Annotated in this window: 18 protein-coding genes; 13 read left to right on the plus strand and 5 right to left on the minus strand. The window is 41.6% G+C overall.

Going from position 1 to position 20,585, the window contains the following annotated elements; genetic code table 11:
* The first annotated feature begins 10 nt into the window (after nucleotides 1–10).
* The 13 genes from HT717_RS06285 (at nucleotide 11) to ugpC (ending at nucleotide 16,094) form a co-directional block, all read left to right on the plus strand.
* The gene (locus HT717_RS06285) at nucleotides 11–3,055 is read left to right on the plus strand and encodes a type I restriction endonuclease subunit R (RefSeq protein WP_173304747.1); all 3,045 of its coding nucleotides are present in this window, start codon (nucleotides 11–13) and stop codon (nucleotides 3,053–3,055) included.
* A 122-nt stretch (nucleotides 3,056–3,177) separates the two neighbouring features.
* On the plus strand, nucleotides 3,178–3,582 hold the full coding sequence (locus HT717_RS06290) for a YbgA family protein (RefSeq protein ID WP_061088321.1): 405 nt from the start codon (nucleotides 3,178–3,180) through the stop codon (nucleotides 3,580–3,582).
* Nucleotides 3,566–3,931: a TIGR02328 family protein gene (locus HT717_RS06295; protein WP_061088320.1), complete on the plus strand. Its 366-nt coding sequence runs from the start codon at nucleotides 3,566–3,568 to the stop codon at nucleotides 3,929–3,931. Before HT717_RS06290 ends, HT717_RS06295 begins: the two co-directional genes overlap by 17 nt.
* 162 nt (nucleotides 3,932–4,093) lie before the next feature.
* On the plus strand, nucleotides 4,094–4,375 hold the full coding sequence (locus HT717_RS06300; RefSeq protein WP_000857968.1) for a helix-turn-helix transcriptional regulator: 282 nt from the start codon (nucleotides 4,094–4,096) through the stop codon (nucleotides 4,373–4,375).
* A gap of 272 nt (nucleotides 4,376–4,647) precedes the next feature.
* A complete protein-coding gene (metE, locus tag HT717_RS06305) occupies nucleotides 4,648–6,897 on the plus strand; it encodes a 5-methyltetrahydropteroyltriglutamate--homocysteine S-methyltransferase (RefSeq protein WP_061088319.1) in 2,250 nt (749 codons plus the stop codon).
* Nucleotides 6,898–6,996: 99 nt separating this feature from the next.
* A complete protein-coding gene (gene metF / locus HT717_RS06310; protein WP_000089967.1) occupies nucleotides 6,997–7,863 on the plus strand; it encodes a methylenetetrahydrofolate reductase [NAD(P)H] in 867 nt (288 codons plus the stop codon).
* 561 nt (nucleotides 7,864–8,424) lie between these two features.
* Nucleotides 8,425–10,638 (plus strand): polyribonucleotide nucleotidyltransferase, encoded by a 2,214-nt coding sequence (gene pnp / locus HT717_RS06315; RefSeq protein WP_061088318.1) that lies wholly within the window; start codon nucleotides 8,425–8,427, stop codon nucleotides 10,636–10,638.
* A 15-nt stretch (nucleotides 10,639–10,653) separates the two neighbouring features.
* Complete coding sequence (cysE, locus tag HT717_RS06320) at nucleotides 10,654–11,271, plus strand: serine O-acetyltransferase (RefSeq protein ID WP_049516296.1); 618 nt, start codon at nucleotides 10,654–10,656, stop codon at nucleotides 11,269–11,271.
* A 445-nt stretch (nucleotides 11,272–11,716) separates the two neighbouring features.
* The gene (locus tag HT717_RS06325; RefSeq protein ID WP_000301981.1) at nucleotides 11,717–12,238 is read left to right on the plus strand and encodes a dihydrofolate reductase family protein; all 522 of its coding nucleotides are present in this window, start codon (nucleotides 11,717–11,719) and stop codon (nucleotides 12,236–12,238) included.
* Nucleotides 12,239–12,255: 17 nt separating this feature from the next.
* Nucleotides 12,256–13,599, plus strand: coding sequence for a cysteine--tRNA ligase (cysS, locus tag HT717_RS06330; RefSeq protein WP_061088316.1), 1,344 nt, complete (start codon nucleotides 12,256–12,258; stop codon nucleotides 13,597–13,599).
* A complete protein-coding gene (locus HT717_RS06335; RefSeq protein ID WP_000567913.1) occupies nucleotides 13,592–13,978 on the plus strand; it encodes a Mini-ribonuclease 3 in 387 nt (128 codons plus the stop codon). Before cysS ends, HT717_RS06335 begins: the two co-directional genes overlap by 8 nt.
* Nucleotides 13,979–13,981: 3 nt before the next feature.
* Nucleotides 13,982–14,851: a PucR family transcriptional regulator gene (locus HT717_RS06340; RefSeq protein ID WP_153226047.1), complete on the plus strand. Its 870-nt coding sequence runs from the start codon at nucleotides 13,982–13,984 to the stop codon at nucleotides 14,849–14,851.
* 112 nt (nucleotides 14,852–14,963) lie between these two features.
* A complete protein-coding gene (gene ugpC / locus HT717_RS06345; RefSeq protein WP_000229953.1) occupies nucleotides 14,964–16,094 on the plus strand; it encodes a sn-glycerol-3-phosphate ABC transporter ATP-binding protein UgpC in 1,131 nt (376 codons plus the stop codon).
* A gap of 99 nt (nucleotides 16,095–16,193) precedes the next feature.
* Here the strand turns inward: ugpC and HT717_RS06350 are convergent, their stop codons facing one another.
* From HT717_RS06350 to HT717_RS06370, 5 genes are all read right to left on the minus strand, one after another.
* Nucleotides 16,194–17,384, minus strand: a complete 1,191-nt coding sequence (locus HT717_RS06350) for a ferric reductase-like transmembrane domain-containing protein (RefSeq protein WP_061088314.1) — start codon at nucleotides 17,382–17,384, stop codon at nucleotides 16,194–16,196.
* Between the two features lie 143 nt (nucleotides 17,385–17,527).
* The gene (locus HT717_RS06355; protein WP_061088313.1) at nucleotides 17,528–18,187 is read right to left on the minus strand and encodes an amino acid ABC transporter permease; all 660 of its coding nucleotides are present in this window, start codon (nucleotides 18,185–18,187) and stop codon (nucleotides 17,528–17,530) included.
* A gap of 9 nt (nucleotides 18,188–18,196) precedes the next feature.
* Nucleotides 18,197–18,874, minus strand: coding sequence for an amino acid ABC transporter permease (locus HT717_RS06360; protein WP_061088312.1), 678 nt, complete (start codon nucleotides 18,872–18,874; stop codon nucleotides 18,197–18,199).
* 12 nt (nucleotides 18,875–18,886) lie between these two features.
* Entirely contained in the window at nucleotides 18,887–19,681 is a 795-nt protein-coding gene (locus HT717_RS06365; RefSeq protein ID WP_081097366.1) for a transporter substrate-binding domain-containing protein, read from the minus strand.
* Nucleotides 19,682–19,691: 10 nt separating this feature from the next.
* Nucleotides 19,692–20,450, minus strand: coding sequence for an amino acid ABC transporter ATP-binding protein (locus tag HT717_RS06370; protein ID WP_061088311.1), 759 nt, complete (start codon nucleotides 20,448–20,450; stop codon nucleotides 19,692–19,694).
* Nucleotides 20,451–20,585: the final 135 nt, after the last annotated feature.

The following is a 20,585-nucleotide window of genomic DNA, read 5'->3' on the forward strand; positions in this document are numbered from 1 at the left end:
GGAACATACTATGGTTGATTATTCAAAAGTACATGAAGTAGTTGCGGAAACAAATGAAGGGATTCTCTTGGCTGAGTATCAACCAGAGTATCGCACGGATAGAGAATACCAGTCAGAAGCAGATTTAGAAAATCAGCTGATTTCTGATTTGGTAAATCATCTCAACTATGAACGCCTAAATATTCATACTCCTGCAGAGATTTTAGCAAATACCAAGGTGCAAATAGAAAAACTTAATAAGGTGACTTTTTCGAATGCTGAGTGGAATCGCTTTGTAATGGAATATCTGGATTGTCCTAATGAGGGGCTAGTTGAAAAAACTCGAAAAATACAAGAGAATCATATTTATGACTTTGTATTTGATGATGGACGGATTAAAAATATTTTTATCCTTGATAAGAAAAACATTCACAACAACAGTATGCAGGTCATCAATCAAGTGACCCAGGTGGGTAGTCATACTAATCGTTACGATGTCACTATCTTGGTAAATGGTCTCCCTCTAGTTCAGATTGAATTGAAAAGACGTGGTGTTAGTCTGCAAGAAGCCTTTAATCAGGTTCACCGTTATAGTAAGGAAAGCTTCAATAGCGAGAATTCTTTATACAAATACATTCAGATTTTTGTCATTTCGAATGGCACTTTTACACGCTATTTTGCCAATACAACAGCTCAAAATAAAAATCATTATGAGTTCACCTGTGAATGGGCAGACCGTAAGAATAAGACTATTCACGATTTGGAAGATTTTACTGTTACTTTTTTTAGCAAGCGTGTCCTCTTGGAAGTTTTGACTAAGTATTGTGTTTTTGATACTAATAACACCTTGCTCATCATGCGCCCTTATCAGATAGCAGCTACTGAGAGTATCATACGCAAGATTCATTCGTCTAATGAGATGAAGAACTTTGGCACAATCAATGCTTGTGGCTATATCTGGCATACAACGGGTTCAGGAAAAACTTTGACAAGCTTTAAGACTGCCCGTTTGGCAACAGGGTTGGACTATATTGATAAAGTGATTTTTGTGGTTGATAGAAAAGACCTAGATGACCAAACTATGAATGAATATAAAAAGTTCCAGCCAAATTCAGTCAATGGTAGCAACAATACCAAAGAGCTCCAACGAAGTATCGAAGAAAATGATGATCGAATCATTGTCACAACAATTCAAAAGTTAAACAAATTTATAACAGCGAATCCAAATCATGAAATCTATAGTAAAAAATGTGTTTTAATCTTTGATGAATGTCACCGCTCCCAGTTTGGGAAGGCTCAAAAGCGTATTAAGAAGGCTTTTAAACAGTGTGCTCTATTTGGATTTACAGGGACACCGATTTTCCCAGAAAATAGCTTGACGGGTGAAACGACACAAGAAGTTTTTGGAGAACAACTTCATAACTACGTTATCACGGATGCTATTCGAGATGAAAAAGTGTTGAAGTTCAAGGTTGACTATAACTATATCAAACCTGAAATCAATAAGTATAGAGAAGCTGAAAAAGCAGTTGGTCGAGAGATTGATGAGAAGAAACTCAAAAAGATAGAGAAGGAATTACTTCTACATCCAGAACGGATAGCAACCATCACTGAGTACCTGTTGAGAGTTTATGATGACAAGACGCATCGAAATCAACACTATACTCATAAGCAAAAACAACTGTTTGGATTTAATGCCATGCTAGCTGTACAGAGTATTGAAGCAGCAAAATTATACTATGAAGAACTCCAACGACAGCAAGCAGCTTTACCAGAAGCTAAACGATTGAAAGTTGCAACTATCTTTAGTTTTGCACCTAACGAAGAACAGTCAGCTTATGGAGAAATTCAAGATGAAGAGCTAGAGCCTCAAGATACAGCCCTGCCTCTATCTTCTAAAGAGTTTCTTTCTAGAGCGATTGACGACTATAATCACATGTTCAAGACCAACTTCTCAGCTGATGGGAAGGAGTTCCAAAATTACTATCGTGACCTTTCTAAAAGAGTTAAATCCAAAGAAGTGGATTTGCTGATTGTAGTTGGTATGTTCTTGACGGGATTTGATGCTCCAAGTATGAATACTCTCTTTGTCGATAAAAACCTACGTTATCATGGTTTGATTCAGGCTTTCTCGAGAACTAATCGAATTTTTAATAAGGTTAAACGTTTTGGGAATATTGTTTGTTTCCGTGATTTAGAAAAGGCTACGCAGGAAGCTATTAAGACTTTTGGAGACACAAATAAGCTTGAAATCATCTTAGAAAAAAGCTTTAGTGAATACATGGATGGTTTCGTGGATCAAGTAACGGGTATAGAGGTCAAAGGCTATACTGCGGTTTGTCAGGAAATTTTGGAAAGATTTCCTAATCCACAAGAAATTGAAACAGAACATGATAAAAAAGAATTTGTTAAGTTATTTGGTGAGTTACTGAAGCTTGATAACGTCCTTCGAAATTATGATGAGTTTCAAGAAATCGATAAGCCTATCTCTGAAGGTTATCTTCAGGATTTAAGAAGCACTTATGTAGAAATTCGAGATGAATTCTTAAACCTTAAAAATTATGAAAGAACAAAAGACTTAGGTGTTGACCTTTCAGATGTTGAATTTGAAATCGAACTCTTAAAAACAGATGAGATTAATCTGGACTACATTCTTGCATTGATTGTTGAAAAAACGAAGAATTCTGAGTCCAAAGAAGCAATGAAAGCAGAAGTTAGTCGTGTGATTCGTTCTAGTATCGATATTCGTGCCAAAGAAGAGTTGGTTATCGGCTTTATCAATGACACTGATTTGCAAAAATTGAAAGACCATGATGGGATTATCAATGCTTTCTACGAATATGGCAAGGAACGCAAGAAAATCGCAATCCATGACCTAGCTGAGTCTGAGAACCTTGTAGCTGATTACCAATTATTCATAGACAAATCAATTCAACGAGGTTATGCTGAAAACAGTGGGACTGATTTAGATTCGATTATTCCACCAACTTCTCGTAGACAGGGAGCGCGTGAACGGAAAAAGCAAGAAGTTTTACGTAAGATTCAGTTGTTAGTAGAGACATATTCAGGTATTTAAGGATTGTCAAACAAGGTTTATTAGAAAAATCAGGAATTACAAAAAAATTATTGATTCGCTCATTTTTTAGACACAACTTTGTTTCCATATTTCCTGGAAACTGATAGAAAACAAGGAGAAACATGGAACAAACTAATCAAAAATCCCAGTGCCAACAACTCTGGGCTAGAAACAAATACCTCGTGTTGAGTCATTCCAGCAATATTTACAATGAGATTCGTCAGTATCTCAAGCAAGAAGCGGTGGAGGTGAGTAAGGTTCAAGAGATGATTGATCGTGCCTGCCAGATTCCAGAGCATAGGGGTCAGGTTTGCAATGCTTTTCAGCATATTTGGGGCTATTTCAAAAAGAAAGCGACAGATACTGAGCGTAAGGACTATATGCTCTTGCTGGATCGCTACCGCTATGGTCATGCTTCTAAGGAAGATGTAATCGCTAAGACTCGAGACTTGCTTAAACGCTATCCAAATACCTACTTGCAGCATTCGACTTTACTGAAAGGAGACTTCCATGAGACTTTGGCATGAGGCTTTGATTTCACAGCTTCCGCGTCCTCAACTTTTGGGGCAACATCGAGAGTGTTGCGCCCTACGTGGTAATGGCTGGGGCAGAAAGCATGCGACGGTGGACTATGTCTTTACTCACTCGCCCTATCGTCTCTATGCCTATCATCGCTTGATCATGGAGGAAATGGCTAACCGTGGCTACAATGTCAGTCCAGAGTGGCTCGATAAGAACTACCGTGGTAAGACTTGCCCTTTATATGAAGATTTAGCTGAGGAGAAGTTGACTTGCCCTATATACAGCGAACATGACGATGCCTACCATGAGGAGTGTCTGGCTAATCTCCGAGAGAAGGGGATAGAGTTGGAATAATAGTAAGAATTGTCTTCGATTTATAACTCTTCCCGTAATTTTTTTCGAATAATAAAGATGAGACCTTTGGAATTTTTCTAAGGTCTTCTTTTTATGAATGTTAGGATTTACTTTTAATAACTTTTGAGTTCTAATTAAATTAGAAAGAAAGAAGGTTAAGTGATGAAGACTAGTGCTATTGGTAGTAATTGGAAGGATGTCCGATCTGAACTCTTTACCAAGGAGGAAATTCTTGAAAGTGATATGCGAGTGGCTATCATGAGTGAGTTGATTGAAGCCAGACATGAGCAAGGAATCAGCCAGAAAAAGCTAGAAGAACTTAGTGGAGTAAGCCAGCCTGTCATAGCTAGAATGGAAACAGGAAAGACTAGTCCTCAGTTGGATACAGTCTTGAAAGTTTTAGCTAGTTTAGGAAAGACACTAGCAGTCGTTCCACTTGAATAGGGGAAAAGTTGACTAGAATCAGTAATAGTCTTTTCTAATAACAAGTCATAGTCACTTATAAGAATTACTAATAACATGTTTTACCAGTCTAACTAAAATACAGCTATAGAACAAGCTACACAAAGGATTTGAGGCATTTGTCTCAAGTCTTTTTCTTTTGTCTAAAACGGAGATATAGTTTCAAACTATATCAAAGCCTAATTTTTTACAATTATACAGATGATTTCTTTTCTGTTAAGATAGTTTCAACAACAAATTTTGGAGGACACATCATGTCAACTACAATCATCGGTTTCCCTCGTTTGGGTGAATTCCGCGAATTAAAATTTACAACTGAAAAATACTTTAGAAAAGAAATCTCAGAAGAAGAACTTTTGGCAGCAGCAAAAGAATTGCGCGCTAAACACTGGAACATCGTCAAAGAAAAAGGCATCACTGAAATTCCATCAAATGACTTTTCTCACTATGACAACTTCCTAGATGCAGCATTCCTTTTCAACGTGGTACCTGCATCTGTTCAAAACTTGGACTTGTCTGACCTTGAGCGCTACTTTGCTTTGGGTCGTGGATACCAAGGAGAAAAAGGGGATGTTCGTGCCCTTCCAATGAAGAAATGGTTCAACACCAACTACCACTACATCGTTCCTAAATTTGAAAAAGACACTCAAGTTAAATTGGCAGGTCACAAGATTTTTGATGAATTCCAAGAAGCTAAAGAACTTGGATTGAACACTCGTCCTGTTCTTGTAGGTCCCTTCACTTTCCTTCAATTGTCAGACTTTGAAGAAGGCGTGAAAGCAGAAGACTTCGTAGATAGCTTAGTGGCTGCTTACCAAGAAGTTTTTGCTAAATTGGCAGAACTTGGTGCAACTCGTATCCAACTCGACGAAGCTGCTCTTGTCAAAGACTTGACAGAAGAAGAAAAAGCTCTCTTCTTGAACATCTACAACAAACTCTTGGCTGATAAAAAAGGTCTTGAAGTCTTGCTTCAAACTTACTTCGGTGACGTTCGTGACGTTTATGCTGACCTTGTGAAATTGCCAGTAGATGCAATCGGTCTTGACTTCGTTGAAGGTAAGAAAACTTTTGAACTCGTTAAAGGTGGATTCCCAGCTGACAAGACTCTTTATGCAGGTATTGTCAATGGTAAAAACATCTGGCGTAACAACTACGAAAAGAGCTTGGCAGTTCTTGAACAAATTCCAGCTGAAAACATTGTCTTGACAAGCTCATGCTCACTTCTTCATGTGCCATTTACAACAGCTAATGAAGAATTTGAACCAGCTATCTTGAACCACTTTGCTTTTGCAGTTGAAAAATTAGACGAAATCCGTGATTTGGATGCTATCCGCAATGGTCAAGGAGCAGAATCTCTTGCAGCAAATAAAGAACTCTTTGCGACTGAGCGTGTGGGTGAAAATGCGGAACTTCGTGCGCGTATCGCTGGTTTGACAGATGCTGACTACACTCGTTTGCCAGCCTTTGCAGAACGTGAAGCCATCCAAGAAGAAGCTTTCAAACTTCCAGCTCTTCCAACAACAACTATCGGTTCATTCCCTCAAACTAAGGAAGTTCGTGCTAAACGTTTGGCTTACCGTAAAGGTGAATTGTCTCAAGAAGAGTACGATGCTTTCCTTGCTGAAACGATCGACGAATGGATCAAATGGCAAGAAGATATTGACTTTGATGTCCTTGTGCACGGTGAATTTGAGCGTAATGACATGGTTGAGTACTTCGGTCAAAATTTGTCAGGTTACCTCTTCTCTAAAAATGGTTGGGTACAATCATACGGTATGCGTGGGGTGAAACCACCAATCATCTGGGGTGATGTCACTCGGCTTAACCCTATCACTGTTAAATGGTCTAGCTATGCACAAAGCCGTACAAACAAACCTGTTAAAGGTATGTTGACTGGACCTGTTACCATCCTCAACTGGTCATTCCCACGTGAAGACATCTCTATCAAGGATTCAACTCTTCAAATCGCCCTTGCTATCAAGGATGAAGTACTTGACCTTGAAGCTGCTGGTGTGAAAATCATCCAAATCGATGAGGCTGCTCTTCGTGAAAAATTGCCACTCCGTCGTAGCGACTGGTACGAAGACTACCTTGACTGGGCAATTCCTGCCTTCCGCTTGGTACACTCAACAGTAGCGCCAGACACACAAATCCACACTCACATGTGTTACTCAGAATTTACAGATATCATCCCAGCTATTGACAACTTGGATGCGGACGTTATCTCATTTGAGGCTAGTCGTTCAAACCTTGAAATCTTGGACGAACTCAAAGCGAAAAACTTCCAAACAGAAGTGGGACCTGGGGTTTATGATATCCACTCACCTCGTGTGCCAAATGAAGGCGAAATCGACCACACAATCGAAGCCATCCTTGCTAAAGTGCCAAGCAAGAAAGTTTGGATTAACCCAGACTGTGGTCTGAAAACACGTGGTATTCCAGAAACAAAAGAAAGCTTGATCCGCCTTGTTGAAGCAGCTAAAGCTGCGCGTGAGAAATTGTAAGATAGGATTTCTCAAGAAGCGCTGTTTGGTTAATCTGCCTGTTTCACTTGGATTCCAGAGTTCAGCTAACTAAAAATCAACTAGAAAAGGATAATGACTATGTCACGCCAAACACCGTCACTCTCATTTGAAGTGTTCCCTCCAAACCCAGCAGTGGGTAATGATAACATTATTTCTGCTCTTCAAGATATGCAGGAGTTGGCTCCCCACTTTATCAGTGTGACTGCCAGCAATAATAAATTTAATATCAAGGAAACGACGGTCCGTTTGGCCGACTTTATCCAAAATGACTTGGCGATTCCGACTATTGCCCACTTGCCAGCCATCTATTTGACCAAGGACAAGGTTGCTGAAACCATTGCTGATTTGGACAAGGTTGGAGTGCAGAAAATCTTGGCTCTTCGTGGGGATATTATTCCAGATGTGGAACCACAAAAGGATTTCCGCTACGCAACTGACTTAATTGAGTTCATCAAGGAACAAGCCCCTCACTTTGATATTGTCGGAGCTTGTTATCCAGAAGGGCATCCAGATTCGCCAAATCAGATTTCAGATATTCAAAATCTTAAGAAGAAAGTGGATGCAGGCTGTTCGAGCCTTGTAACTCAGCTTTTCTTTGACAATGAGCGCTTCTATGATTTCCAAGACAAGTGTATCTTGGCTGGGATTGATGTTCCCATTCATGCAGGGATTATGCCAATTCTGAATCGAAATCAGGCTCTCCGCCTCTTGAAGACTTGTGAGAATATCCACCTTCCACGCAAATTTAAAGCCATCTTAGACAAGTATGAGCATGACCCTGAGTCGCTCAGAGCAGCAGGACTTGCCTATGCAGTGGACCAAATCGTGGACTTGGTAACTCAGGATGTTGCTGGTGTGCATCTCTACACCATGAACAATGCTGAAACAGCAAAATACATCCACCAAGCAACCCATGCCTTGTTTAATCATCAGTCTCTAGGATAATAAAAAGCAAACCATTCTTCTCAGGTGAGGGGAATGGTTCCTTTTTAATGGTAAAGACCGCACTTTTTAAGAAAAATATGATAAAATAGACTCTGTACGTACTTGATACAAAGATGAGGGTATTAAAAAATACAATGCATTTAAACTGTAAGGTTTAGAGACACGAACGAGTCAAAACGATGTTATTTGACGAGAGAGTTAGTAAAGCATTTAGCTAATTGCCTGATAGCGATTAGCGTGAAAGGATTAGATGCTTTAGCATCAAATCTTTCTAATGATTTGTATCTTGAGAATTGAACACGCCTACAACTCTTTGGAAAAAGATAAATCTGCCTAGGAGCAGTCGCTCCGTTGTTCGATTTCCTATTTTCCTTTGAGTTGCTTGACGGCTTAGTATCTTGAGAATTGAACACGCCTACAACTCTTTGGAAAAAGATAAATCTGCCTAGGAGCAGTCGCTCTGTCGTTCGATTTCCGATTTTCCTTTGAGCTGCTTGACGGCTTAGTATCTTGATTTTTGTAGGCAAGGCGTATAATTTCATCAATCCAAAGGGGATTAAAATGACAAAACAAGTGTTTCAAACGACTTTTGCAGGTCGTGAGTTAATCGTAGAGACTGGTCAGGTTGCTAAGCAGGCAAATGGCTCTGTTGTTGTACGTTACGGTGAGTCAACTGTCTTGACTGCTGCCGTGATGTCTAAGAAGATGGCAACTGGGGATTTCTTCCCACTCCAAGTCAACTACGAAGAAAAAATGTATGCGGCTGGGAAGTTTCCTGGTGGCTTTATGAAACGTGAAGGACGTCCTTCAACGGATGCGACTTTGACAGCGCGTTTGATTGACCGTCCAATCCGTCCTATGTTTGCGGAAGGTTTCCGTAATGAAGTCCAAGTCATCAACACTGTGCTTTCTTATGATGAAAATGCTTCTGCACCAATGGCTGCTATGTTTGGTTCATCCTTGGCGCTCTCTATCTCAGATATTCCATTTGACGGACCAATCGCTGGGGTACAGGTGGGTTATGTAGATGGTCAAATCATCATCAACCCAAGTCAAGAACAAGCAGAGCAATCTCTCCTTGAATTGACAGTAGCTGGTACCAAACACGCCATCAACATGGTGGAATCTGGTGCTAAAGAATTGTCAGAAGAAATCATGTTGGAAGCCCTTCTTAAAGGGCACGAAGCAGTTAAAGAATTGATTGCCTTCCAAGAAGAAATCGTTGCGGCTGTTGGGAAAGAAAAAGCAGAAGTAGAATTGCTTCATGTAGACGCTGAATTACAGGCTGAAATCATTGCAGCCTACAACAGCGACCTCCAAAAAGCGGTTCAAGTAGAAGAAAAATTGGCTCGTGAAGCTGCAACTCAAGCTGTTAAAGACCAAGTGACTGCAGTGTATGAAGAAAAATATGCAGACCACGAAGAATTTGACCGTATCATGCGTGATGTGGCTGAAATTTTGGAACAAATGGAACACGCTGAAGTGCGCCGTTTGATCACAGAAGATAAGGTACGTCCTGACGGTCGTAAGGTCGATGAAATCCGTCCTTTGGATGCGGTTGTTGACTTCCTTCCTCGTGTACACGGTTCAGGTCTCTTCACTCGTGGCCAAACTCAGGCCCTTTCTGTCTTGACCTTGGCTCCAATGGGTGAAACTCAAATCATCGATGGATTGGATCCAGAGTACAAGAAACGCTTTATGCACCACTATAACTTCCCTCAATACTCTGTAGGGGAAACTGGTCGTTATGGTGCGCCAGGTCGTCGTGAAATTGGTCACGGTGCTCTCGGTGAGCGTGCCCTTGCTCAAGTTTTGCCAAGTTTAGAAGAATTCCCATATGCGATCCGCTTGGTAGCAGAGGTCTTGGAATCAAACGGTTCTTCCTCTCAAGCTTCTATCTGTGCGGGAACTCTTGCTCTTATGGCTGGTGGTGTGCCAATCAAGGCGCCAGTAGCTGGTATTGCTATGGGTCTTATCTCAGATGGAAATAACTATACAGTATTGACAGATATTCAAGGTTTGGAAGACCACTTTGGAGACATGGACTTCAAGGTTGCCGGTACTCGTGACGGGATTACAGCTCTTCAAATGGATATCAAGATCCAAGGGATTACTGCAGAAATCTTGACTGAGGCCCTTGCCCAAGCCAAGAAAGCGCGTTTTGAAATCCTTGATGTGATTGAAGCAACGATTCCAGAAGTTCGTCCAGAATTGGCTCCTACTGCTCCGAAAATTGATACCATCAAGATTGATGTGGACAAGATCAAGATTGTCATCGGTAAAGGTGGAGAAACCATCGACAAGATTATCGCTGAAACAGGCGTTAAGATTGATATCGACGAAGAAGGAAATGTGTCTATCTACTCAAGTGACCAAGATGCAATTAACCGTGCTAAAGAAATCATTGCTGGTTTGGTTCGTGAAGCTAAAGTGGATGAAGTTTACCACGCTAAGGTTGTTCGTATCGAGAAATTTGGTGCCTTTGTTAACCTCTTTGACAAGACAGATGCCCTCGTACACATCTCTGAAATGGCTTGGACTCGTACCAACCGTGTAGAAGACTTGGTCGAAATCGGAGATGAAGTCGATGTTAAGGTTATCAAGATTGATGAAAAAGGTCGTATCGATGCTTCTATGAAGGCTCTTCTTCCTCGTCCGCCAAAACCTGAGCATGATGAAAAGGGTGAAAAGTCTGAGAGACCTCACCGCCCACGTCATCATAAGGACCACAAACCTAAGAAAGAATTTACAGAAACACCAAAAGATTCAGAATAAGAAAAGGAGAAATGTATGGGATGGTGGCGCGAAACCATTGATATCGTAAAAGAAAATGATCCAGCGGCCCGCACCACTTTGGAGGTTTTGCTGACTTATCCAGGTGTCAAGGCCTTGGCGGCCCACCGTCTCTCGCATTTTCTCTGGAAGCATGGCTTCAAACTCCTGGCTCGTATGCACAGTCAGTTCTGGCGCTTTTGGACTCAGATTGAGATTCATCCAGGTGCCCAGATTGATTCAGGTGTCTTTATCGACCACGGTTCTGGCTTGGTGATTGGAGAGACGGCTATTGTTGAGACGGGAGTTCTCCTCTATCATGGGGTGACTCTTGGGGGAACAGGGAAAGACTGTGGCAAACGCCATCCGACCGTTCGAAAGGGAGCTCTCATATCAGCCCATGCCCAAGTCATTGGACCTGTAGAAATCGGTGAAAATGCCAAGGTCGGTGCTGCAGCAGTTGTTGTAGCAGACGTACCTAGTGATGTGACGGTTGTTGGTATTCCTGCCAAGATCGTCCGTGTTCATGGTAAGAAGGATGAGCCAGTCATTCACGAAGTTGAAGAAAAACGAGAGTATTACGTCAATAAACTAGAGCAGGCTAAAGAAGCTAGTCACAGATCGTCTGGTTTGTAGAGGATATCTATATGATTCAAGCAAGAAGCGAGTTACTATTCTTCAAAATTATAAATTCTTGGAAGAACAAGCTCAGCTATACTGCTTTTGGACGATAACTGAGGAACTTTTAATGAAAGATTTTTTCAAGGACAATAAGTATTTTGCGCTCTATTTGGCAGGAAGTCTTATTTCTGTTTTCAGTTTGTTTCGTGCAGGAAATCTGATTTTCAGTCTTCTGGTCCTGCTCTCTGCCTACCTTTACCATTTGAGCTGGAAGTAGACAGGAGAGGCGCTTGAATGTTTAAGAATGAACCGTTCTGCTACAGATTGGAATTGCTGTTTTCTGGCTTATTTTTCTTGTCCAGCAAGGATTTTGCTGAATACTTTGATTAGCTTAGGTCTAACCATCTGGGTCTATCCCGCTAAGTGAAGGCAAAGTAGAACTAGAAAGGAAACTACAAGAATGGCAGTATATTTTTACGGCTGTATCACCATGGATGGCTACTTGGCAGACAGCCAGCACAGGATAGACTGGCTGCATCAGCTTGGTTCTGTAGAGGATACAGGCTATGATGACTTTTACAGGCAAATGGATATCACCATCATGGGCAAGCGGACCTTTGAGGAAATCCAAGATTTGCAAGATGTAGAAAGTTTTTATCAAGCTACGGAAAACTATGTCTTTACGCATGATAGGCACCTGCCTGTCAGCAATTACCAGCCAGTAGCTGGGGATGTGGTGGACTTTGTTCGCCAGATTGACAAAGGCAAAAATGTCTTTGTGATTGGTGGTAATTCCTTGGTAGGACCGCTCTTGGATGCGGATCTTTTCGACCATCTCATTATTCAGATAGCGCCCCTTATCCTAGGAAAGGGGGTTCCCCTCTTTACCCAAGAGGAAGGACAGCGTTTTTACCAACTAGATAGCCTCAGACAATTTGGTCCTTTTGCAGAGCTGGTTTTCAGCCGAAAAAGTCAGAAATAGAGAAGGGAGTGGACCGCATGATTAAAATTTACGACACCATGTCTCGTGATTTGCGAGAATTTGTCCCGATTGAGGACGGCAAAGTCAAGATGTATGTTTGTGGGCCTACGGTATACAACTATATCCACGTGGGGAATGCCCGTTCGACGGTAGCCTTTGATACCATTCGTCGCTATTTTGAGTATCGTGGTTATGGGGTTGCCTATATTTCCAATTTTACGGATGTGGATGATAAGATTATCAACCGTGCCAAGGAAGAAGGTATCACGCCTCAGGAGGTTGCGGACAAGTACATCGCTGCCTTTCGTGAGGATGTGACGGCCTTGGGTGTCAAACCTGCAACTCGTCATCCTCGTGTAGTCGAGTTTATGGCGGATATCATCCGCTTTGTGGAAGAATTGATTGAAAAGGGTTATGCCTATGAGAGCCAAGGAGATGTCTATTTCCGTGTGGAAAAATCCCACAACTATGCTAAATTGGCTAATAAAACCTTAGAAGATTTGGAGTTGGGTGCTTCAGGTCGTACCGATGAAGAAACGGCTCGCAAGGAAAATCCGATAGACTTTGCTCTATGGAAAGCTGCTAAACCAGGCGAGATTTCTTGGGACAGTCCTTGGGGACCTGGTCGTCCGGGCTGGCATATCGAGTGTTCAGTCATGTCAACTGAGATTTTAGGAGATACCATTGATATTCACGGTGGTGGAGCTGACCTTGAGTTTCCGCACCACACCAACGAAATTGCCCAGTCAGAAGCCAAAACAGGCAAGACCTTCGCTAACTACTGGATGCACAATGGCTTTGTCAATATCGACAATGTCAAGATGTCTAAGTCCTTGGGCAACTTTATCACCGTACACGATGCCCTTAAAACTCTTGATGGGCAAGTGCTTCGTTTCTTCTTTGCGACTCAACATTATCGCAAGCCTATCAACTTTACGGAAAAAGCAGTGCGTGATGCAGAGACCAATCTTAAGTATCTAAAGAACACTTACGAGCAACCATTTTCTGGGACTGTAGATGCTCAAGAGTTACAGGCCTTTAAAGATAAGTTTGTAGCATCTATGGATGAGGATTTCAACTCTGCTAATGGTATCACAGTTGTCTTTGAAATGGCCAAATGGATCAACTCTGGCAACTATGATGCAAGTGTTAAGGAAGCTCTTGCGGATATGTTAGAAGTCTTTGGAATTGTCTTTATTGAGGAAGTTTTGGACGCAGAGATTGAAGTTTTGATTCAAAAACGCCAAGAAGCGCGTGCAAATCGTGACTTTGCGACAGCGGACCAAATCCGTGACCAATTGGCGGCTCAAGGAATTAAGCTACTTGACACCAAGGATGGAGTGAGGTGGACTCGTGATTGATGTCAATCTCATTAACGGGATAGCGCTGGCTTTTGAGGGAGATGCGGTGTATTCCATGTATATTCGTCGCCACCTTATTCTCAAAGGCATGACAAAGCCTAATAAACTCCACCAAGAGGCGACTAAGTATGTATCTGCCAAGGCTCAAGCTCGCCTGATTGCCCTCATGTTGGAGGAGCAAGTCTTAACCGAAAAAGAAGAAGAAATCTATAAACGTGGTCGCAATACCAATAGTCATACCAAGGCTAAAAATGCTGATGTGGTGACTTACCGTATGTCCACAGGTTTTGAAGCAGTCATGGGTTATCTCCATATGACTGAAAATCTGGAACGTCTTGAGAGCTTGATTTCATGGTGCATCCAAAAAGTGGAGGGCTAGGATATGATGGTAAAAGAACTACAAGACTGGTTTCCTGAGGCTCAGATTTCAGACCAACCAGTAGAGAAAGAGGGCTATCTTACTCTTCCTTTGGCTTCTCAGCAGTGGCTTTTGCTGGAGGAAGCTAGTCTTAGCGAGCGTGAAAAACAACTGGTGGCTCTCTTAACCAAACAGGAGCAAACCATTTCCTTCAATCCTTGGTATTTTTATCTCATTGAAGGCAAAGGACAGGCACCGCAAGCTTTTAAAAAGATTCAGTTGGTTTATTGTCATCTTTCCTATTTTCAGCAGGAAAATCTAGCTTCTTGGCTGGATATGATGCGGACTCTTTTTCCTAACTGTCAAACAGTGCTTCAGGTGGGAGCGCAGGATTACATTTTTGTTCTCCAACAGGATAAGTACACATCCGTTCGATCTATCTTGATGGATACCTTGGAAGCCGTAGAATATGACTTTGGAGTACGTTTATCCATCATGTTAGGTCAGGTCTGGTCTCAAACAGGTCATCAAGCCCTATCCGACTTGATCAAAGCGGAGCGGGATTTGTTTAAGACTTGGTGGCGTCAGGGTCACCAAGGTGTTCATACCTTTTCACAACTCTATCTTTGGAGTATGGGAGAAAGGATTGTGGACCTGAGAGTCATTAAAGAATGTTTACATCAGATGATTTTGGATCAGGACCAGATTCAGGAAATCATTCTCTCTCTTTGGGAAAATAGTGCCGTTCTGACTAAAACAGCCCAGCAACTCTATCTGCACCGAAATTCTCTCCAGTACAAGATTGATAAATGGGAAGAATTGACAGGGCTTCAGTTGAAGGAATTGACTGACCTGACCCTGTGTTATCAATTGATTTTACCAGATATTCTCTAAAGTTTTGTGCAAGTTGCACAGAACTTTTTTATTTTTTTGGTCACCTTGCCATAGAAATGTAAAGCGTTTTCATATATAATAAAACTATCAAAAGACAAAAGGAGTTCACCTCATGGTAGAATTGAATCTTAAAAATATTTACAAAAAATATCCAAACAGCGAACACTACTCAGTTGAAGACTTCAACTTGGACATCAAAGACAAAGAGTTCATCGTTTTCGTAGGACCTTCAGGATGTGGTAAATCAACTACTCTCCGTATGATTGCAGGTCTTGAAGACATCACAGAAGGTACTGCATCTATCGATGGCGTGGTTGTCAACGACGTAGCTCCAAAAGACCGTGACATCGCCATGGTATTCCAAAACTACGCTCTTTACCCACACATGACTGTTTATGACAACATGGCTTTCGGTTTGAAATTGCGTAAATATAGCAAGGAAGACATCGACAAACGTGTGCAAGAAGCAGCTGAAATCCTTGGATTGAAAGAGTTCTTGGAACGTAAACCCGCTGACCTTTCTGGTGGTCAACGTCAACGTGTTGCCATGGGTCGTGCCATCGTCCGTGACGCAAAAGTATTCTTGATGGACGAGCCTTTGTCAAACTTGGATGCAAAACTTCGTGTATCTATGCGTGCTGAAATTGCGAAAATCCACCGCCGTATCGGAGCTACAACTATCTACGTAACTCACGACCAAACAGAAGCGATGACACTTGCGGACCGTATCGTTATCATGTCAGCAACTAAGAATCCTGCTGGTACAGGTACTATCGGACGTGTTGAACAAATCGGTACTCCTCAAGAAGTTTACAAAAACCCAGTTAACAAATTCGTAGCAGGATTCATCGGAAGCCCAGCTATGAACTTCATCAATGTGAAATTGGTTGGTAGCGAAATTGTTTCTGACGGTTTCCGTTTGAAAGTTCCAGAAGGAGCATTGAAAGTTCTTCGTGAAAAAGGCTATGAAGGTAAAGAATTGATCTTCGGTATCCGTCCAGAAGACGTAAATGCAGAGCCTGCTTTCCTTGAAACATTCCCAGAATCAGTTGTGAAAGCGACTATTTCTGTATCTGAATTGCTTGGTTCAGAATCTCACCTTTACTGCCAAGTTGGTAAAGACGAATTTGTTGCCAAAGTAGATGCTCGTGACTACTTGCAAACAGGTGCAACAGTTGAACTTGGATTTGACTTGAACAAAGCACACTTCTTCGATGTAGAAACTGAAAGAACAGTTTACTAAGATAAATGAAACTCAAAACACTGCTAGAGAAATCTGGCAGTGTTTTTAAGTATTTGCGTAGAAAAAAACTCCTGGGAAATTCCAGGAGAATGTGATTGATTATTTGAACTTGAATCCTTCGTAAATAAGCTCTGCTTTTGGATTTTGTTTCTTAATCTGTTTGGCAAGTGACTTCATCATAGAAAGAGGGCCGCACATATAGACGGTTGCATGTTCGGGTACTTCTTCTTGATCAAAATTAAGATAGCCGCCTTTCCTACTGTCTACTAGATGGAGTTCAAAATTAGGATTTTTCTGAGCATAGTCACGGAGCAAATCCAGATAGACTGCATTTTCCTCTCCACGGAAGCTATAGTAGAAGTGAACCTGTTTATTTAAAATAGGATGTTCACGGATGTAAGAGATGAAGGGGGTAATCCCAATGCCTCCAGCAATCCAAACCTGATTTTCTCGTCCTTCTTCTATGATCATGTATCCGTAAGCTCTATCTACGCTTACTTTGCTGCCGACGTGAAGATTGTCATAGATATTCTTGGTATGGTCGCCTGAATTTTTGACAGTAAGGTAAAGAGTTTGGCCGTGACCTCCTGAGATAGAAAAAGGATGTGGAGCACTTTCAAAGCCTTCTTGGAAAATCTTTAGAAAGGCAAATTGGCCTGATTGATAGTTGAAAGGTCTGCTAAGATGGATTTGAATTTCTATAGTATCGTGATTCAAGCGTTTGAGATTGGTGATTTTCCCTAGATAGGGGAAGCCAATCTTTTGATATAGAAAAATGATATAAAAACCAGCTAGTAAGCCTAAAAGGGCATAGCTACCAACAAGAAAACTTAGGAGATTAAATGTAAGGAGACGATTGCCCATGATCATGTATACGTGAAAGAGTCCGAAAATATAAGCTAGGTAAACTAGACGGTGAATCCATCGCCAAGCTTCGTATTGGATGTATTTGCCTAAATAGGCGACAAGGATGATGCTGACAAAAATATAGATTGTAAGATTTCCAAACTGAGTAGCTAATCGAGAGCCCCACAAACCGCCCATACTAAAGTTATGAAAGATTAGTAGGATGATGGAGAGAAAGGCAGTGAATTTGTGGACGGTGTAGACCTTCTCCAAACCGTGAAACCAGCTTTCTATTATCGGGATACGAGTAGCTAGGATAAAAGTTAGAGATAGGCTTGTTAAAGCTAGTCCTGGAATCATGAATTGGGGAGAAGTGTTCATCCAAGTCAAAATAGTCAAGACAAAACTAGTTATGATAAAAAGTAGTCCTTTGAGTGATTTCATAAAAAATTCCATTTCATTTAGATTTGATTTGTTGTAAATAAATTTGTTACATTTTATCATAGAAAAAGTATGGTGTCAAATAGAGCTTTATAAGTATCTACTCTCATCAAAAAAACTCTCCATGTACTTGGAGAGCTAATTTATTATTCTGCTGCTTGTTGCCAACGTTTTGCTAGCATATGTGACAGACTAGAAATTGCTAGGTTAAAGCTGAAGTAGATGAGGGCAATCAGGATATAAAGACTGAAGACTTGCTCTGGTTCGAAATAACGGCCCATGAGAATTTGGCTGGCTCCAAAGAGCTCTTGTAGGGCGATAACAGAGTAGAGAAGACTGGTATCCTTAATCACGGTTACAAACTGAGAAATGATGGCTGGCAGCATTTTACGAATAGCTTGTGGAAGAATGATGTGATAGAGGATTTGGGTTGAGGTAAATCCTTGCGACATTCCCGCTTCGTATTGCCCCTTGTCCACAGCGTTGAGACCACCTCGGATAATCTCAGCCAGGGCTGCTGAGGTAAAGAGGGTGAAGGCAGTGATACCTGCTGGTGTGGATTTCATCTTGAACACCAAAAAGATAGTGAAAATCCAGAGAAGATTGGGAACGTTACGTACAAACTCGATGTAAATGCTGGAGATAATCCGTAAAACGGGATTTTTCCCATTTCTCATGACAGCAAGCACAGTTCCAATGAGGGTGGAGAGGATGATGGCAATCAGAGAAATGTAGAGGGTCAAGCCAAATCCTTTAAAGATAAAGATTAGGTTATCTGGGGTCAAAACTTCTAAAATAGATTCCATAGTAACCTCCTAAAGTGAATAGGCTTTTTTGTTGGCTTGCTCCATCCTGCGACCAAACTGGGCAACAGGGAAGCATAGAGAAAAGTAGAGAAGGGCAGCGCCTAAAAATGCTGGAATGTAGTTTCCGTTAAGAGCTGACCAAGATTTGGTCACAAACATCAAGTCTACTCCAGAGATGATAGCGACTGTTGAGGTGTTCTTGATGAGGTTGACGATTTGGTTGGTCAAAGGAGGGAGAATGATACGGAAGGCTTGAGGCAAGATAATCAAGCGCATAGCACTGATATAGGTAAAACCTTGCGACAAGGCAGCCTCCATCTGACCGCTAGGAATAGACTGAATTCCTGAGCGAATAACCTCGGCGATATAGGCTCCGTGATAGAGTCCCACGCAGAGAACAGCCGTCCAATAAATCGGAATCATGATGATATGGTCACTGATAAGAGGTAGGCCATAAAAAACGATAACAAACTGCACCAAGAGGGGAGTGTTTTGGTAAAATTCAACAAAGATGCGAGCCAAAATTCTCAATATCGGACGTTTGCTGGTTGACATGGCTCCAAAGAAGATGCCTAAAACCATGGCTAGGATAAAGGATCCAATCGCTAGGGCAAGAGTGAAGAGGAAACCATTGAAAAATTGTCCAAAATCCTGAAAATAGGCTGTCCAAGATGATAAATCTGTCATGGGGTATCCTCCTTAATCTGCAGTATGGCTAGATGGTTTGAGCTTGTATCGGTCATAGAGTTTTTGTAAACTACCATCCTTGCTCCATTTAGTGACCAAGTTATCAAGATAGTCGTTGAGTTCGGTATTTGATTTCTTGGTAACAATACCGTAGTCAGATGGCTTGAAACTATCATTTAGCAGTTCTGTGCGTTTGCTGATATAGCCAGATAGAATCGAGCGGTCAACGGAAAAGGCATCAATACGGTGAGCATGAAGGGAAGTAATCAATTCTGGGTAGGAACCAAGTTCGACGAATTTAAACTTCAGACCTTTCTTTTTACCCAGTTCAGTAATCAGGCGTTGGGTGATGGAACCTTGGGCGACTCCGATGGTTTTGCCGCTTAGGTCCTCAATGCTTTTGATTTTGGCAGACTTATTGACCAAAAAGCCAGAAGCGTCCGTGTAGTAAGGGCTGGTGAAGTTATAGAGTTTTTTGCGTTCATCTGTGATGGTAAAGGTCGCGATATCCATGTCGACCTGTTCGTTGTCTAGAAGGGGGCCACGGGTTTGCGCAGTAACAGGCACATAGCGAACTTTGACCTTAAGCTCATCAGCTACCATCTTGGCTAAGTCCGTTTCGATACCAGAATAGGTCCCTGTCTTGGGATCCTTGTAACCGAAATTGGGAACGTCTTGTTTGACACCGACAACTAGTTCGCCTCTTTTTTGAATGTCTACCACACTGGTATCGGCTTGAACTGGTTTTGCAGTAGCAAGGCCGAAAAGGCTAATCAATAATGCGGATAAAAAGAGTTTCTTTTTCATAGGCACCTCCTTATTTGACTTTGTCACTTTCGTGGTTGATGATTTTGCTGAGGAATTGTTGGGCACGAGGTTCGCTTGGATTGTCGAAAAAGTCATCAACATCTGTCGTATCCACCAAGACTTCTCCGTCAGCCATAAAGATGATACGGTCAGCAACTTCACGGGCAAAGCCCATTTCGTGGGTAACGACAATCATATTCATACCATCGTGGGCCAATTTTTGCATAACTGCTAGAACATCGCCGATAGTTTCAGGGTCAAGAGCAGATGTTGGCTCATCAAAGAGGAGGAGTTCAGGATGCATAGCGAGGCCACGAGCAATGGCGATTCGTTGTTTTTGTCCACCAGAAAGCATGGCTGGATAAGAATCTTTCTTGTCCCACATATTTACAAATTCCAAATATTTTTGGGCTGTTTTTTCAGCTTCTTTTTTATCAATTCCTAGAACTTTTACGGGTGCGAGTGTTACGTTTTCTAACACTGTTTTGTGTGGGTAGAGGTTGAAATGTTGGAAAACCATGCCGACTTCCTTGCGAAGAGGAACCAAATCTTTCTGGCTGGCACCAGCAACCTGGTGACCATTTACTAGAAGACTTCCCTTATCAACAGCCTCTAAACCATTAATCGTACGGATAAGAGTTGACTTCCCAGAACCAGATGGTCCGAGTAGGACAACGACTTGCCCTTTTTCAAAACGGAGATTGATGTCACGGAGTGCATGGTAATCTCCGTAATATTTTTCGACGTGTTCAAATTCTACTAAAGTCATAAGGAATCTCCTTTGTGTTAGATTTTATAACATGATTCTACACCAAAAGATTTTTCTTGTCAAATCATATCAGAAAAAAGTTAGTAAAATTTTTGTAGAAAGCAATCTGGATAGAGAAAAAGCCTAAATCATGTT

It is taken from the genome of Streptococcus sp. 959, assembly GCF_013277075.1.
GTDB lineage: Bacteria > Bacillota > Bacilli > Lactobacillales > Streptococcaceae > Streptococcus > Streptococcus pseudopneumoniae_C.

Bases quoted from the DNA above. Each gene is read 5' to 3' on its own strand.
- HT717_RS06295 (WP_061088320.1), top strand. From the start codon at position 3,566: ATGAGACTTTGGCATGAGGCTTTGATTTCACAGCTTCCGCGTCCTCAA.
- HT717_RS06285 (WP_173304747.1), top strand. From the start codon at position 11: ATGGTTGATTATTCAAAAGTACATGAAGTAGTTGCGGAAACAAATGAA.
- ugpC (WP_000229953.1), top strand. From the start codon at position 14,964: ATGGTAGAATTGAATCTTAAAAATATTTACAAAAAATATCCAAACAGC.
- HT717_RS06355 (WP_061088313.1), bottom strand. From the start codon at position 18,187: ATGGAATCTATTTTAGAAGTTTTGACCCCAGATAACCTAATCTTTATC.
- HT717_RS06370 (WP_061088311.1), bottom strand. From the start codon at position 20,450: ATGACTTTAGTAGAATTTGAACACGTCGAAAAATATTACGGAGATTAC.
- cysE (WP_049516296.1), top strand. From the start codon at position 10,654: ATGGGATGGTGGCGCGAAACCATTGATATCGTAAAAGAAAATGATCCA.
- HT717_RS06290 (WP_061088321.1), top strand. From the start codon at position 3,178: ATGGAACAAACTAATCAAAAATCCCAGTGCCAACAACTCTGGGCTAGA.
- HT717_RS06360 (WP_061088312.1), bottom strand. From the start codon at position 18,874: ATGACAGATTTATCATCTTGGACAGCCTATTTTCAGGATTTTGGACAA.
- HT717_RS06325 (WP_000301981.1), top strand. From the start codon at position 11,717: ATGGCAGTATATTTTTACGGCTGTATCACCATGGATGGCTACTTGGCA.
- pnp (WP_061088318.1), top strand. From the start codon at position 8,425: ATGACAAAACAAGTGTTTCAAACGACTTTTGCAGGTCGTGAGTTAATC.
- HT717_RS06300 (WP_000857968.1), top strand. From the start codon at position 4,094: ATGAAGACTAGTGCTATTGGTAGTAATTGGAAGGATGTCCGATCTGAA.
- HT717_RS06350 (WP_061088314.1), bottom strand. From the start codon at position 17,384: ATGAAATCACTCAAAGGACTACTTTTTATCATAACTAGTTTTGTCTTG.
- cysS (WP_061088316.1), top strand. From the start codon at position 12,256: ATGATTAAAATTTACGACACCATGTCTCGTGATTTGCGAGAATTTGTC.
- metF (WP_000089967.1), top strand. From the start codon at position 6,997: ATGTCACGCCAAACACCGTCACTCTCATTTGAAGTGTTCCCTCCAAAC.
- metE (WP_061088319.1), top strand. From the start codon at position 4,648: ATGTCAACTACAATCATCGGTTTCCCTCGTTTGGGTGAATTCCGCGAA.
- HT717_RS06365 (WP_081097366.1), bottom strand. From the start codon at position 19,681: ATGAAAAAGAAACTCTTTTTATCCGCATTATTGATTAGCCTTTTCGGC.
- HT717_RS06340 (WP_153226047.1), top strand. From the start codon at position 13,982: ATGATGGTAAAAGAACTACAAGACTGGTTTCCTGAGGCTCAGATTTCA.